General features: G+C 71.3%; 14 protein-coding genes. 7 read left to right on the top strand and 7 right to left on the bottom strand.

Annotated features, from left to right (window positions below; all coding sequences use genetic code 11):
* Positions 1–7 precede the first annotated feature (7 nt).
* Together I3V78_RS36180 and hslO are read right to left on the bottom strand one after the other, a co-directional pair.
* A complete protein-coding gene (locus I3V78_RS36180; RefSeq protein WP_204495163.1) occupies positions 8–652 on the bottom strand; it encodes a phosphoribosyltransferase family protein in 645 nt (214 codons plus the stop codon).
* A gap of 90 nt (positions 653–742) precedes the next feature.
* Positions 743–1,630 (bottom strand): Hsp33 family molecular chaperone HslO, encoded by an 888-nt coding sequence (gene hslO, locus I3V78_RS36185; protein WP_204495165.1) that lies wholly within the window; start codon positions 1,628–1,630, stop codon positions 743–745.
* Positions 1,631–1,903: 273 nt separating this feature from the next.
* On the opposite strand from hslO, the gene I3V78_RS36190 reads away from it, so the two are divergent.
* On the top strand, positions 1,904–2,620 hold the full coding sequence (locus tag I3V78_RS36190; RefSeq protein WP_204495167.1) for a succinate dehydrogenase/fumarate reductase transmembrane subunit: 717 nt from the start codon (positions 1,904–1,906) through the stop codon (positions 2,618–2,620).
* 122 nt (positions 2,621–2,742) lie between these two features.
* On the opposite strand, the gene ssb is transcribed toward I3V78_RS36190, so the two are convergent.
* From ssb to I3V78_RS36210, 4 genes are all read right to left on the bottom strand, one after another.
* Entirely contained in the window at positions 2,743–3,270 is a 528-nt protein-coding gene (gene ssb / locus I3V78_RS36195) for a single-stranded DNA-binding protein (protein ID WP_204495169.1), read from the bottom strand.
* Between the two features lie 181 nt (positions 3,271–3,451).
* Positions 3,452–5,674, bottom strand: a complete 2,223-nt coding sequence (gene dacB / locus I3V78_RS36200) for a D-alanyl-D-alanine carboxypeptidase/D-alanyl-D-alanine endopeptidase (protein ID WP_420840442.1) — start codon at positions 5,672–5,674, stop codon at positions 3,452–3,454.
* A 158-nt stretch (positions 5,675–5,832) separates the two neighbouring features.
* A complete protein-coding gene (locus tag I3V78_RS36205; RefSeq protein WP_204495173.1) occupies positions 5,833–6,624 on the bottom strand; it encodes an SDR family oxidoreductase in 792 nt (263 codons plus the stop codon).
* A gap of 63 nt (positions 6,625–6,687) precedes the next feature.
* Positions 6,688–7,509, bottom strand: coding sequence for a HEAT repeat domain-containing protein (locus tag I3V78_RS36210; protein ID WP_204495176.1), 822 nt, complete (start codon positions 7,507–7,509; stop codon positions 6,688–6,690).
* Between the two features lie 81 nt (positions 7,510–7,590).
* Between I3V78_RS36210 and I3V78_RS36215 the strand changes: the two genes are divergently transcribed.
* Genes I3V78_RS36215 through I3V78_RS36240 form a run of 6 tightly spaced genes read left to right on the top strand, consistent with a single transcriptional unit; the run spans position 7,591 to position 12,545 of the window.
* Complete coding sequence (locus I3V78_RS36215) at positions 7,591–9,150, top strand: ABC transporter substrate-binding protein (RefSeq protein ID WP_239576915.1); 1,560 nt, start codon at positions 7,591–7,593, stop codon at positions 9,148–9,150.
* A complete protein-coding gene (locus I3V78_RS36220) occupies positions 9,147–10,058 on the top strand; it encodes an ABC transporter permease (protein ID WP_204495178.1) in 912 nt (303 codons plus the stop codon). Before I3V78_RS36215 ends, I3V78_RS36220 begins: the two co-directional genes overlap by 4 nt.
* Positions 10,055–10,876: an ABC transporter permease gene (locus tag I3V78_RS36225; RefSeq protein WP_204495180.1), complete on the top strand. Its 822-nt coding sequence runs from the start codon at positions 10,055–10,057 to the stop codon at positions 10,874–10,876. Before I3V78_RS36220 ends, I3V78_RS36225 begins: the two co-directional genes overlap by 4 nt.
* A gap of 9 nt (positions 10,877–10,885) precedes the next feature.
* A complete protein-coding gene (locus I3V78_RS36230; protein ID WP_204495182.1) occupies positions 10,886–11,365 on the top strand; it encodes a GNAT family N-acetyltransferase in 480 nt (159 codons plus the stop codon).
* The gene (locus I3V78_RS36235; RefSeq protein WP_204495184.1) at positions 11,362–11,745 is read left to right on the top strand and encodes a hypothetical protein; all 384 of its coding nucleotides are present in this window, start codon (positions 11,362–11,364) and stop codon (positions 11,743–11,745) included. The genes I3V78_RS36230 and I3V78_RS36235 overlap by 4 nt, the downstream gene beginning before the upstream one ends.
* Positions 11,746–11,753: 8 nt before the next feature.
* Complete coding sequence (locus I3V78_RS36240; protein ID WP_204495186.1) at positions 11,754–12,545, top strand: DUSAM domain-containing protein; 792 nt, start codon at positions 11,754–11,756, stop codon at positions 12,543–12,545.
* A 3-nt stretch (positions 12,546–12,548) separates the two neighbouring features.
* Here the strand turns inward: I3V78_RS36240 and I3V78_RS36245 are convergent, their stop codons facing one another.
* On the bottom strand, positions 12,549–14,564 hold the full coding sequence (locus tag I3V78_RS36245) for a fibronectin type III domain-containing protein (RefSeq protein WP_204495188.1): 2,016 nt from the start codon (positions 14,562–14,564) through the stop codon (positions 12,549–12,551).
* Positions 14,565–14,577 lie beyond the last annotated feature (13 nt).

Here is a 14,577-nt window from a genome sequence, read left to right on the forward strand (position 1 = left end):
CGGTGGCTCATGCCCCCGCCTTGTCCGGATCCACGTCGAAGCGCCCGTCCTCGACCACCTCCTCGTAGTCCCAGGGGAAGACGACGAGGGCCTCGGTGGTCAGGGCGACGAAGTCCGGGGAGAAGCCCTCGGCCCGGCGCACCAGGGTGGTGGTCTTCACCTCGCGCGCGCCCGCCTTGAGCGCGAGCGCCGTGGCCAGCTCCAGCGTGTCCCCACTGGACGCCACGTCGTCGACGATGAGCACGCGCTTGCCCTTGAGTTCCTGGGGCATGTCGCCGCTGAGCTTCGGCTTGCTCACCGCCTTGTCGCGGCTGCGGCGGCTGATGCGCACCGGGAAGAACTCCGCCCCGAGCGCGCTGGACAGGGCGCCGCCCACGAACACGCCGCCGTGCGCCACGCCCACCACGGCCTGGGGCTCGTAGCCCTGGCGGATGGTGCGCGCGAGCGCCTGCACCGAGCGGTCGAACTCCGCCCAGCTCAGCTCGTGGATGCGCGTCTTGGCGAGCGACTGATCGCGCCCGGTGGGGTGCCGGGGCGCCTCCACTTGAGGCGCCAGGACCACGTCCGGGGGGATGGAGACGATCGTCTCCACCTGCTTGGCGGAGGGCTTGCCCTTCTTCGTGCCCTTGGGCTGCGCCCGTTTGATGGCCACGGTGAGGACTCCGGGGATGAGGGGAAGAAAACGGCGGCGTCATACCCCGGCAGGCGCGGGCCCGCCACTGCCAGCCGAGGGAGCGGCGCGTCAGCTCGCCGCCGGATCCATCGCCGCCACCAGTTCGCGAATCTCCTCGCCGCTGATGACGTAGTGCGTAGTGCAGAAGTGGCAGTCCGCCTCCGCCTTGCCTTCCTTGACGAGGATGTCCTCCAGCTCCTCGCGGCCCAGGGACAAGAGGGCCCGCTTGACGCGCTCCTTGCTGCAACTGCAGGTGAAGGACACCGGGTAGCGGGACATGACCTCCAGGTCCGAGTGGGGCACGAGCGCCTTGAGCAGCGCGCTCGCGCCCTGGCCGGCGAGCGCCCGCACGGTGGGCTCGAAGTCCCGGGTGAGCCGCTCGCCCAGGTCCTTGAAGGTCTGCAGGTCCCCGTTGGGCAGCGGCTGCACGAGCAGCCCCGCCACGAGCCCCAGGCGCTCCTCGCCCTCCGGCTGCACCGTCAGGTACACGCGCGAGGGGAGCTGATCCGAGATGGCGAAGTAGCGCTCCATGTCCTTGGCCAGCTCGAAGCTCTCCAGCTCCACCGCCGAGCGGTAGTGCTCGCCATCCCCCAGGTCGCGCAGGACCGAGAGGAAGCCGTGGTTGCCGAGCACCGGACGCCAGTGGTACTCGCCGTCCAACCCCGCGTGCGACACGAGCGGATTCTTCACGTAGCCGCGCAACACCCCGGACCCGTCCCCGTCCACGAACAGGCCCCGGAGCGGCCCGTCACACTCGAGCTGCAGGTTGATGCGCGAGTCGTTCTTCTGCAGCGCCGCGAGCAGCGCGCCCGCGGTGAGCGCCTGGGCCATCAGCGCCGCCGAGGCCGAGGACGAGCGGTGCAGCTCCCGCGCCCGGCGCGACAGATCGCCCGCGGTGACGAGCACCACGCGCAGGTCGGACTCCTTCAACAGCCCACTGACGAGTTCATCGGCCATAAGGGGAACTAGCGTGCCGTTCCCGAGGGCGCTCGCCAATGACAATGCGCAGCCCGGATGGGGCAAAGTTCCCCGGTGGGCCCCCGGCCGGGCAGGCACTGGGGCCAGGCGGGGGGCTTCGCATCACCCCGGCTGATACCTCCGTGCGCCGGACCGGGCGCTTTGCGGGTGGAAAATCCTACCCGGCCGCCGGGACGGGCTATAACGCGCCGTCCGAATGATCCTCGGCATGATCCTCGGCGCGGTCCTGGCCGCCCGAAGTCCGGAGTCTCCATGAGCACCCAAGCCGCCACCAGCGCCACCGCGCTCCCCCAGAAGACGCCGCTCCTCCAGTCCCGTCTGGGCTCGTTCCTCGCCGTGGTGCCGCTGAGCATCTGGGTGGTGAACCACCTCTGGGCCAACCTCGCCGCCTTCCAGGGCGCCCAGGCCTGGCAGTCGGCGGTGACGGAGTACAAGCACCCCTTCTCCCAGATCTTCACCTTCATCATCGTGCTGCTGCCCCTGCTCTTCCACACCGGGTGGGGCATCATGCGCCTGTTCAGCTTCCGGCCGAACAACGTCGCCTACAACAACTACGGCAACATCAAGTACATCCTCCAGCGCGCCGCGTCCGTGGGTGTGCTCGGCTTCCTGGGCGCCCACATCTGGCTGGCCTTCCTCCAGCCGCGGCTCATGCACGGCGCCGCCGAGCCCTTCGCCGTCATCGCCTACGAGATGCGCTGGCACCCGCCCACGCTCATCGTCTACACGCTGGGCATCCTCGGCACCGCGTACCACCTGGCCAACGGCCTGCAGGGCTTCGCCATGGGCTGGGGCCTCGTCGCCAGCGAGCGCTCCATGCGCCGCCTCGAGCCGTGGACCATCGGCCTCTTCCTGGTGCTGCTCGCCATGGGCTGGGGCGTGCTCTACGCCATGTTCCAGGCCGGCGGCACCGAGGCCATCATGCAGGCGCGTGACGCCATCGTGCAGACCCAGGGCGACATGCACTGAGCGGCCCCCCCGCTCGTCCCGAAACACGACGGCCGCCCCGGTTTCCCGGAGCGGCCGTTGTCGTTTCCAGGGGGGCGCATCGCCCCTCCCCGTGCGGGGAAGGGCGACGCCCGGGCAAACACCTAGAAGGGAATGTCGTCGTCCGAGCCGCCGCCGGGGCCGCCCATGGGCCCGTCGTCCATGGGAGGACCCGAGCCGTAATCGTCGTAGCCGCCGCCCTGGTTCTGGCCGCCGCCGCGCGGCTGCCCGTAGCCGCCGCCCCGGCCGCCGCCTCCCCCGCCGCCACCGCCACCGCCGCCGCCCCCACCGGCGCCATCACGGCCGCCGAGGAACGTCACGCCGCTGGCCACCACCTCGGTGGTGTAGTTCTTGCGGTTTTCCTTGTCGGTCCACTCGCGCGTCTGCAGCCGGCCCTCGATGAAGCACTGACGGCCCTTCTTCAGGTACTCACCGCACAGCTCCGCGAGCTTTCCCCACACCACGATGCGGTGCCACTCGGTGCGCTCCTGCTTCTGGCCGTTCTTGTCGGTCCAGTTGTCGCTGGTCGCGATGCGGAAGTTGGCCACCGCCTGTCCGCCCGGGGTGAAGCGCACTTCCGGGTCCGCCCCCAGGTTGCCAATGAGGATGACCTTGTTGACGCCTCCAGCCATGATGCCGTCCTTTCGTCGAGCACCGGCCCACCACGGGCCGGTTACCTACATCCAAGGGCGGGAATGCCTCCCGCGCCACTTCTCTGACGCTACCATAAGGGGCTGACACCCACCTGAACAGGGGTTCAACCCCCACGTCTTCCCGGACGAAGGGACGGGGAGCGGAGAAGCGGGCGGGCGTTCACCCTCCGGGACGGCTCTCGGCGGTGGCCTTGGGGGCCCCGGGCGCGGCCACGGCGGCGCCCGGCGGGGGGACGGCGGGCTTGGGCGCCTTGGCCTCGGCGATCTGCCGCGACAGGGTGCCCTCGAGCCCCCGGGCGAAGTCGGCGAGCTTGGGGTCCGCGGCGCCCATGCTCTTGCGCAGGGACTTCCAGAAGGGATGGTCCGCCTCGGCGGCCTGGACGAAGCCGCGCGAGAGCAGGAGCACGGCGGCGTCCCGGTCCCGATCCGACGCACCGCGCAGCGCCTGCACCAGCTCCTCGGGCGCCGTGCGCGCCACCGCGCCCAGGCCCTCGGTCATCTCGCCCTCGGCGGGCACGTCCCCGGTGGAGGCCCCGGCCAGCTCCACCACGCGGCTGAGCGCCTCGGCGTTGCCGTTGGCGGCGAGCTCCACGAGGCTGCCCAGGCCCGGCACCTCCACGGACAGCTCGCGCGCCACGCCGCGCAGGCGGCCATACACCTCGCTGCCCGCGGAGTAGCTGTCCAGCAGCGTGCGCACCCCGAGGTAGTCCTGGGGGTTGCTCTGGTAGAGGCCCTCGGCCACCACCGCGCGCACCGCGGGGTCCTTCTCGCTGCGCCACGCGGTGCGCAAGAAGCCGATGTTGCGCGGGTCGCGCTGGCTCGTGAGCGCCAGGTACGTCTTCACGCGGCTGCTCACCTCGGCCATGGGGCTGCTGGGCTTCTCCTCGCTCGCGAGCGCCGCCACCGCGCGGCCCGGCCCCTGGGTGGAGCCCACCGAGGCCACGGCCGTGCCCAGCGCGTCCAGGCCCCGCACCACCGGGCCCGAGCGGCCCGGGTAGTCGTTGACCATCATGGAGAAGATGAACTTCTCGCCGCCGGCCGCCTGCACGTAGCCGCTGAGCGCCGAGACGTTCTCCAGCGTGCCCGTCTTGGCGCGCAGCCGGCCCACGGCGTCCGTGCCATCGAAGCGGTACTTGAGCGTGCCGTCCTTGCCGGCGATGCCCAGCGAGGACAGGTACTCGGGCGCGAGCGGGAAGCGCTCGTACATGTAGCGCAAGAGCTTGTCGAACTGCGTGGCGGAGAAGCGGTTGGTGTCGTTGAGGCCGCTGCCGTTCTTCATCACGTAGGTGCCGCGCGGAATGCCCACGTCCCGCGCGAGGAACTCCTCCACCACGTCCAGGCCCTTGGCGAACGAGCCCGGGGCGCCCCGCGACTCGGCGCCCATGCTCTTGAGCAGCATCTCCGCGATGAAGTTGCTCGACACCTTGTTGAGCTTCTTGAGGATGAGGTCGAAGGTGTCCGAGGTGGCCGTGTACACGAGCCGCGAGCGCGGCGGCGTGACGCCGGGCTTCACCTTGCCCTTCACCTTGATGCCGCGCGCCACGAGCATCTGCTTGAGCGTCTGCCCGAAGTACATGGGCGGGTTGTCGATCTTCTTCCACACGCTCATGGCGCCGCCGCCCTGGGGCACCTGGCCGCGCACGAGGATCTTCTGCTGCGCGCCCGCCGCGTCCGACGCCACCGAGAAGCGCCGCGCGCGCTTGTCGCCCGTGGTGAGCGTGCTCTCCACCACGAAGTAGTCGCTCGCGGGCTCGAGCTCCACCACGCCCTTGGACCCCAGGCTGTCGCCGGCGCGCAGGTACACGCCCACCGCGTTCCAGTTGAGGCTCAGCGCGCCGGTGGGCGCCATGTAGGCCCGGTCCGTGTCCTCCTGATCGTACCCCGAGGGCGTGCGCTCGGCGTCGAACCACGAGTCGTCCACGACGATGTCCTGCACCTCGCGCAGGCCCGTGTGGAACAGGTCACCCGTCATGCCGAACAGCCGCTCGGTGGTGATGGACGGGTCGCCCTTGCCCCGCACATAGAGCGTCTTGGCCTTGATGCCATCGGACTCGGGCTCGAGGAGGAAGTCCGTCTCGAAGCGGTGCTCGGAGCCCAGCGTGGCGAGCGCCGCGGCGCTCGTGACGAGCTTCACGTTGGAGGCGGGGTTGAGCAATTCGTCCGCGTTGTGGCTGAACACCACCGAGCCGTCATCCAGGCTCAGCATGTGCACGGCCACGCGGCTGGCGTTGAGCGGCTCGCGCTGCAGCACCTGCATCAGGGACGCCTTGAGGGCCTCGCGCTCGGCGCGCTTCTTGTCGTCCGCCGCCCCGGCGGGGCGGGGCTGGACGACGAAAAAGGCGACCATCACGGCCATGAAGGTTCTGGCTCGGGGGACCTGCACGCACGCTCCGGGGAAGGGGCGTTCATTATGAAAGGCGCCCCCCAGGCCTTCAAGGGAGACGCGGGCTCCCGTGCTCCCCACCGCGCGCCCGGCCTTCCACCAGGCGACGAAGCGTCAACGCCACTGTCCGGCGGGGTCCCCGCGCCCGGCGTCCCGGCCTACCAGGCGATGGCCTGACGGTCTCGGAAGAAGCCCCCGGTGGGCCCCCCGGGCGGCAGCGTGGCGGCCCACGTGAGGGTGTCCGCGCCCTCCTGCACCCCCCGCGAGGCCCGCTCGCCCCCCATGCGGGTCTTCACCCAGCCGGGCGTCACCGCGTTGACGAGCAGGTGGCGTGGCCGGAGTTCATCGGCCAACACGCGGGTGAGCGCGTTGAGCCCCAACTTCGAGACGCGGTAGGCCGAGGACGGCCAGCCCCGGGCCTCGTGCTGGCCCGCGCGCACGTCCTCCACGAAGGACCGCACGAAATCACACACCGCTTCCTTCGAGGCGGGCGGATCGATGCGCTGGCGCAGCGCGGGCGCGAGCCCCTCGAGCACCCCCAGGCCACTGGACACCATGACGACGCGGCCGTGGTCCGCCATCAAGGGCAAGAGCCGCTCGGTGAGGTTCAGCGCGCCGAAGAAGTTCACCGCCAGGGTGCGCTCGGCCACCTCCGCGTTGAAGCCGTCCAGGGCCACGCCCGCGTTGTTCACGAGCGCCGCGAGCCGCAGCTCCTGGCGCGCGAGCCGATCCGTCAACTGGTGGATGCTCTCCTCGGACGTGACGTCCAGGGGCTCGAAGCCCACATCGAGCCCCTCCTCGCGCAGCGTGGCGGTGGCCCGCGCGCCCTCGGCGATGTCCCGCGCCGACACGAGCACCCGCAGGCCTCGCTGGCCGAGCTGCCGGCAGACCTCGAAACCGATTCCCCGGTTGGCCCCCGTCACGAGCGCCACTCCCGTCATCTTCTCCATGTTCGGCACCCCCGGCACGCAGGGTAAGGATGGAGACGTTGACCGGCAGGGGCCCGCGCGCACTCAAATCGCGCCGGATGTCTCGTAGGCGCGAATGGCGCCGTCGAGAACTCCACGAAAGTGGCGATCCGCCTCGCCCTCCCGGTCCCGGAGCGACAGGAGCGCCGGGTACACCCGCGCGTCCTGGAGCTCCAGCGCCGCCTCCACCGCGAGCACGTTCACGGTCCGGGCCGCCAGGGCCCCCAGGAGCGGGGCCAGCGTCTGGGGAGCCTTCCTCTGGGCGAGCCCGAGCAGGGCCTCGCCTTGAATCTCCAGGTCCGTCTCCGTCACGCGGCGCAGCAGGGCCTCGCGCAAGAGCGGGGTGTCGGCCTCGCAGACCGAGCCCAGCTGGAAGGTGGCCCAGTTGCGCACGTCCCGGTCCTCGTCCGCCGACAGGTCCACGAGCGCGGCGACCGCCTCGGTGAGCGCCGTGGCGGGCATGGCCTGGGCCACCGCGCAGCGCACCGGGCCGCTCGGGTGTCCCTTGAGCGCCACGAGTCCGGGCACGGCGCGCTCGTCCTCCAGGAACCCGAGCGCCGACACCGTGGAGGCCAGCACCCCGGGCACCCGCTCGCGGCGCGCCAGGTCCAGCAGGAGCCCCAGCCGCTCCTCGTGGAAGAGGTCCATCTCCACGCCCAGCTGCCCGAGGATGTCCGCGCCCCGCGCGCGCGCCGTGTCCTCGGGCGCCACGAGCAGCCGCGCCGCCGCGTCGAGCACCTCCCGCGTGCCGCGCTCCTGGAGCACCCGGATGGCCTCCCAGGCCCGGTCGTCCTCCTCGCCGCCCTCGAGGGCGAGCGCGATGAGCGCCTGGGTGCTGCGGGGATCCTCGAGCGGATGGTCGGTCATGGGGGCTCTCCGTGGATGAACCATACACGAGCCCTCCCCCACTCGACCCTCCGGCGTGCCTGTGCCACAACGGCCCCCCTCATGCCCCCGCCGCTCCGCTCCGTCCTCCTGGCGCTCCTCGGGGTGCTCGGCCTGGTACCGCAGGCCGGCTGTCGCGCCGAGCCGCCCGCCGACGGCATCACCGTGCTGCTCGAGGCCACGCCGGACAGCCTCGACAGCCGGATGGCGCTCAGCGCCCTGGGGCAGCGGGTGGCGCAGCTCATCACCCCGGGGCTCGTCACCTTCGACGACACCGGCGCGCCCGTGCCGGACCTGGCCGAGTCCTTTCGCGAGCTGGGCCCCACGCTCGTGGAGTTCACGCTGCGCCCGGGGCTCACCTTCCACGACGGCGGCGCCCTCACGGCCGAGGACGTGAAGGCCACCTACGACAGTGTGCGCGACCCGGCGCTCGGCAGCCCCCGGGCGGACCGGTACGCGGCCCTCGCGCGCGTGGAGGCGGTGGACGCGCGCACCGTGCGCTTCCACCTGCGCGAGCCCTACGCGCCCCTCGTGGTCGAGCTGTCCCTGGGCATCCTCCCCGCCCGGCGCGCCGGGGCCGCCTTCAAGGAGGCACAGGGCACGGCCCCCGTGGGCGCGGGGCCCTTCCGCTTCGAGTCCCAGCCGGACGAGGAGCACCTGACGCTCCTGCCCTTCGCGGGCCACGCGCGGGGGCCGCCGGCCCTCTCGCGGCTGCGCTTCCGGGTGGTGCGCGACGAGACGACCCGGGTGCTGGAGCTGCTCAAGGGCCGGGCGGACCTGGTGCTCAACGCCGTGTCCCCCGCCACCCTGCCCGCCCTGGAGCGCGCGCCCGGCCTGCGCGTGCTCACCCGGCCGGGCACGGGCCTGGCCTACCTGGGCCTCAACCTGCGCGCGGGGCCGCTCGCCGACGCCCGGGTGCGCCGCGCCCTGTGTCACCTCGTGGACGTGGAGCCGCTCGTCACCCACAAGCTCCGGGGCCTGGCCCGGCCCGCCCGGGGGCTCTTGCCGGAGAGGAACTGGGCGCATGCGCCCGTGCCCGGCTGCGCGCATGACCCCGAGGCGGCGGCGCGGCTGTTGGACGCCGCGGGCTTTCCGGACCCCGACGGGCCCGGCGGCGCGCCCCGGCTCCGACTCCAGCTCAAGACGAGCACGGACCGGCTGCGCCGCTCCATCGCGCTCGTGCTGCGCGAGCAGCTGGCCCAGGGGGGCGTGGCCGTGGAGGTGCGCTCGCTGGAGTTCGGCACCTTCTTCGACGACGTGCGCCGGGGCAACGTGGAGCTGTACACCCTCAAGTGGGCCTCCATCGTCGAGCCGGACCTGATGCGCGGCGCCTTCCACTCGAGCCACGTGCCCTCGGCGGCCAACCACTTCGGGGGCCTCAACCGGGGCGCGCTCCGGGACGCGCCGCTCGACGCGCTGCTGGACGAGGCCGCGCGCGTGTCCACCCCCGAGCGCCGCGTCCTCTATGCCCGGGCCCAGGAGCGCCTGGACGCGCTCGTGCCCATGGTGCCCCTGTGGCACGAGGACTCGGTGGCCGTGGTGTCCCGGCGCCTCCAGGGCTTCGAGCCGAGTCCCCTGGGCCTCTTCACCCCGCTGGCGCGCGCGCGGCAGGTGGACCCATGAAGCGGCTCGTCTCCACGCTCGGGGCGGCCCTGGGCGCGCTCGTGCTCGTGTCGCTCTTCCTGCACCTGGTGCCGGGAGACCCCATCGACGTGATGCTCGGCGAGCAGGCGATGCAGGTGGACCGGGAGGCGCTGCGCCGCGCGGTGGGCCTGGACGCGCCCGTGCCCGTGCAGCTCTGGCGCTTCACGCGCGACCTGTTCACCGGGGAGCTGCGCACGTCCCTGCCGCCCTTCCAGAAGAAGGTGCTGCCCGCCATCGGCGCGGCGCTGCCGTACACCGGGGTGCTCGCGCTCGCGGCCCTGGCGGTGGCGGTGAGCCTCGCCCTGCCCCTGGGCCTGGTGGCCGCGGCGCGCCGGGGCACGTGGGCGGACGCGCTCGCCATGGCCAGCGCGGTGGTGGGCGTGGCCCTGCCGCGCTTCTGGGTGGGGCCGCTGCTCGTCCTCCTGTTCGCCCTGCGCCTGGACTGGCTGCCCGTGTCCGGCGCGGGCTCCTGGCACCACCTGGTGCTGCCCGCGCTCACCCTGGGCGGCGCGCTCGCCGCGTTCCTCGCGCGCATGACCCGCGCCGCGCTCCTGGAGGTGCTGCGCGAGGACTACATCACCGTCGCCCGGGCCCAGGGCCTCAGCGCCACCCGGGTGCTCTGGCGCCACGCCCTGCGCACCGCGCTCCTGCCCCTGCTCACCGTGCTCGGGCTCGAGTTCGGCGCCCTGCTCGGCGGCGCCATCGTCACCGAGAAGGTGTTCGCCTGGCCCGGCATGGGCACGCTCTTGCTGCAGGCCATCGAGCGGCGCGACTACAACACCGTGCGCGCCACCGTGCTCGTCTTCACCGGCTGCTACCTGCTCGTGCACGCGCTCACCGACGCGGCCTACGCGCTCGCCGACCCGCGCGTGCGGAGGCGCGCATGAGGCCGCCGCGCGCCCTGGGCGCCCGGGTGGGGCTCGCCGTGACGGGCGCGCTCGTGCTCGCCGCGCTGCTGGCCCCCGTGCTCAGCCCCACGAGCCCCGAGGCGATCGACCTCGCGCGCGAGCTCACCCCGCCCGGCCCCGGCCACCCGCTGGGCGCGGGGGAGAACGGCGTGGACCTGCTCACCCACGTGCTGTACGGGGCCCGGCTGTCGCTCGGCGTGGCCTTCTTCACCGTGGCGCTGTCCGCGGCGGTGGGCACGCTGCTCGGCGGGATGGCGGGGTACGTGGGCGGGCCGCTGGACGAGCTGCTCATGCGCCTGACCGACGTGCTGCTCGCCTTCCCGGGCCTCCTGCTCGCGCTCTTCCTCACGGCGGTGATGGGCCCCTCGCTCACGCACGTGGTGCTCGCGCTGAGCGCCACGGGCTGGACGGGCTACGCGCGGCTGGCCCGGGCCCAGGTGCTCACCCTGCGCGGGCGCGAGTACGTCCAGGCCGCCCGCGCGCTCGGGGCGAGCGACGCGCGCATCCTCTGGCACCACCTGCTGCCCAACGCCGCCGGGCCCCTGGTGGTGCAGGCCACGTCCGCCCTGCCCGGCACGCTGCTCGCCGAGTCCTCGCTCAGCTTCCTGGGCCTGGGCGCACCGCCGGGCACGCCCTCGTGGGGGGCGCTCGTGGATCAGGGCACCCAGTACCTGCTCGTGGCGCCCCACGTGGCGCTCTTTCCCGGGCTCGCCCTGGCGCTCGCCGTGCTGGGCTTCCACCTGCTCGGCGACGCCGTGCGCGACGCACTGGACCCGCGGGCGCCCCACCACCGATAACGCCCCGCCATGCTCACCTGGACGTGGAAGGCCTTCCCGGAGTTGACGCTCGAGGAGCTCTACCGCCTGCTGGCCCTGCGCCAGGAGGTGTTCGTGGTGGAGCAGCGCTCCCTCTACCTGGACGTGGACGGGTATGACCCGGGCTGCCACCACCTGCTGGGCGTGGAACAGACGCCCCAGGGGCCCCGGCTCGCGGCCTACCTGCGGGTGCTGCCGCCGGGCCTCAAGTACCCCGAGGCGAGCCTCGGCCGGGTCCTCACCGCGCCGCACGCGCGGCGCCACGGGTACGGCCAGGAGCTGGTGCGCCGGGGGCTGGACTTCCTCGCCACCCACCATGCCCAAGCCCCCATCCGCATCGGCGCCCAGGACTACCTGCGGCGCTTCTACGAGGGCTTCGGCTTTCGCGCCGTGGGGGACGTGTACGACGAGGACGGCATTCCCCACGTGGACATGGTGCGCGGCCAGTTCGACCTGGCCTCGGAGACATGAAGATCCTGCCTTCCACCGCGCGCCTTTGGGTGGCCGTGCTGCTCGGTGGGCTCGTTTCGGGCTGTGCGGCGGCCATCGCCTGCCGGCCAGGAGAGTCCACCGTGGACTGCTGCATCAAGAAGCACTCGCTGACCGCGATGGAGCGTTGCACCGCCAGTCGCGCGGACGTGCTTCGGGTCCTGCGGGACTTGTCGCTGAAAATCGACGATGAGGATTTCGAGAACAACAAGGACCTGCCCGAGTGGAAGCAGCTCTGCATCAGGAACTTCGTCCGTTGCGAGGATGAAGGCTGGAGTGGGTCCTGTTACGACTGTCTGCGCCAGTGTGAAGGCCAGTACCAATGGCCAAGTGACTGGTGCCCCGATCCGCATGAGAAGTAGGAGCCAAGATGGCCGACAGGCAGCTTGATTGGGACGCGATTCGGGCTCTGGCCAAACGAGTCATCGAGCAAGGCGAGCCCTTGGTTCTCACCGAGGAGATGCGCGCTCTTTTGCTGCGGACGGCTCGCGAAGTGGCCATCACCGACGAGGAGACAGCAACAGCCCTCCATGGCGAGTCCACGGCCCGAACGCTGCTCGAGGACATCTGGCGACGAATCGTCGACGGTTCGTGGCGACTGAGTCGTGCTCAAAACCAAGCCTATGACCTACGAGACACAGGCGATCTTGAGGGAGCACGGCGAGTCATGCGGGACGTACTCGCCGTTGAGCCTGTCCCCTTCTACCGGGAACAGGCCGAGATTGGCCTGAAGAAGTTGACCGGGTTGGTGGAGGTGCGCGCAACCGGGCAGCTCCGTCCGAGCTTGAATGACCGACCGCAACTCACGGCCCTCTCCCAGCGCATCCAGCAGGGTCACGCCCTGGAACTGACCGACGAGGTGCGCGCCCTTCTGCGCCGGATGGCGCCCACGGCGGCCATCAGCGACAACGAGACGGAAGAAGCCCTCAAGAGCCCAACAGACGCCACGGCCCTCATGGAGCGGATTCTTTCTCGCCTGCGCGACGGCCAACATCGCTTCGTGCGCGCGATGTATCGGATGACGAGCCTCCGAGATGCGGGGGACGTCGACGGAGCGCGCCAGCAGATGCGTGACGTGCTCGCCGTGGAAATCGTGCCGCAATACCGCAGAATGGCCGAGGAACAATTACGGGGCCTCGACCGTCCGCCGCCGGAGCCGTGACTGTCAGGCCCGGGGCGCCGCGCCCCGGCGGGCCCGCCGCGCTCCGAACAGGCCCAGCAGCACCAGGCCCAACGCGCCCGGCAGCGCGCCCGGGTGCGTGACCCCACAGCCCCAGCCGAGCGGAGAGCGCGGATCGCCCAGGCCCGGGACCTCGGGCCCCGGAGACGGCTCACCGGGCGTTTCCTCACCTGGCGTCCCGGGGGGGGGCTTCAGAACCACGGACTCCTGGGCCGTGACCGTGACGTCACACCCCACGCCGTTGGTGGCGCGCACATGGACGAAGTAGCGCTCGCCCCGCTTGAGCACGAGGGACTCGGCCGTCGCGTGCCCGTCCGACACCGGCGTGAAATCGCGCACCGTGACCTGCGCCGAGTCGGTGATGGACCACTCGTACTTCGCGATGCCCGATTCGTCGTCCTTGAAGCCGCTCCAGGTGGCGGTGATACGGCCGTCCGGGTTGAGGGAAGCACGCACCTCGCCCGCGGAAGGCGCCGTGGAGTCCTGCCCCACTCCGATCAGGAAGCCATTCATTCCTCCCGGAGCCTCGACAGCGTAGCCCACATCCCGGCGGAGCAGGTCTTTCGCCTTGGAGGCGCCCGCGATCAAGAGCCGACCGCCCGTCCCATCCAAGGCGAGCGCCCGTACACTCTCAAGATCGGCAAGGGTGGAAGTGCCTCCCACGTAGGACCCCCACCGGACCTGCTCCAGCATCGTATCCAACGCCAGGACGAAACCGTCTCCCAACGGAGAGGGGGCGGCAGAGAAGCCGCGCATCATGAACGCCGGATCGAACGACTCCCCATCCGTCGAGCCTCCGATCAAGAGCTGGCCCGACGCATCGATGGCGGCACGGCCGTGCGTGAACTGCTCACCCGGCGCAACCAGCCGTATCTTCTGATTGGGGGACAGGGAACCATCGCGGGTCACCGCGTGCGCGAAGATATCGGTCGCATCGCCGGTCGAGTCCTCCGGAAAACCCGTGGCGTTCGTATGACCCACCGCGACCAGGTCCCCGTTGGGCTGCCGCAAGAGGTCCCTCAACTCGGTGCTCCCGTTGCCGCCCAGATGGACGAGCCACTTGAAGGCGCCCTCGGAATCCAACTGCATGACGAAGCCGTCCTTCGTGCCGTGGAATCCGGGAGTAACGGGGATGAGACCGCTATCGGTCTCCGCGATATTGCCCCGCACCACTCCGCCCACGAAGAGCACGACCTTCGAGTCCTCCGTCGAGACGACAACGGCATGGGCCGCATCATCCGCGGTCGTGGCGCCACCCGAAGCCTTCTTCGTCCCCAAGAAACGAACCCACACGGGGCTCGGAGTGAGTTCCACGGACACATCGACCTGGACGACGAAGGCATCGTGCCCATCCCCTCGCACACCGCGTGAGGTGGTTATCGGGCCCTTCGAGGTGGAGAACAGGGCCGAGTTGGTCCTTCCGACGACGTAGAGCCTGTTCTTCTCCACGGCGACGCCCAGTGCCTCGTCGAAGCCATCTCCGCCCAAGAACAAGACCGAGCGCAGCACACCCTCCGCCGTCAGCTTGGCGACGAAGGCATTCGACCCAATCATCCCAGTGCCCGGCGTGAACAGGCTCGCTCCCGAGTCGTCACGGACAGAAGTCCCCTCGACCCGGCCCACGACATACACATCGCCGTTCTCATCGAGCGCCATGCGCGCCGCGGAGTCCGCGCCCCCGGTGCCGAAGACCCGAGACCACAGGACCTGCTTGCCGTCCGCGCTCAGCTTGGCGACGAAGGCGTTCTCGTTCACGAGATCCACCCCCGCGCTGTCACTCTTGAGGAAGGAGCGCGAGTTCGTCCGCCCCGCCACCAGGATCTCGCCCGCCGCATTGACCAGGACGTCTTCCACCACATCCTGGCCCTCCCCACCCAGGTAGGTGTTCCAGGAGACGGCGGGCTTTGCCTCGCACGTCTGGGCCCGGGCGGACGTGGGCCACACGGTGAGCAGGGAGGACAGCAGGAGGGCGGACAGAGCGCCGCCACGACCCATGTGCATGAACAAGAAGGTT

Origin of the sequence: Archangium primigenium, assembly GCF_016904885.1 — a bacterium.
GTDB classification, from domain to species: domain Bacteria; phylum Myxococcota; class Myxococcia; order Myxococcales; family Myxococcaceae; genus Cystobacter; species Cystobacter primigenius.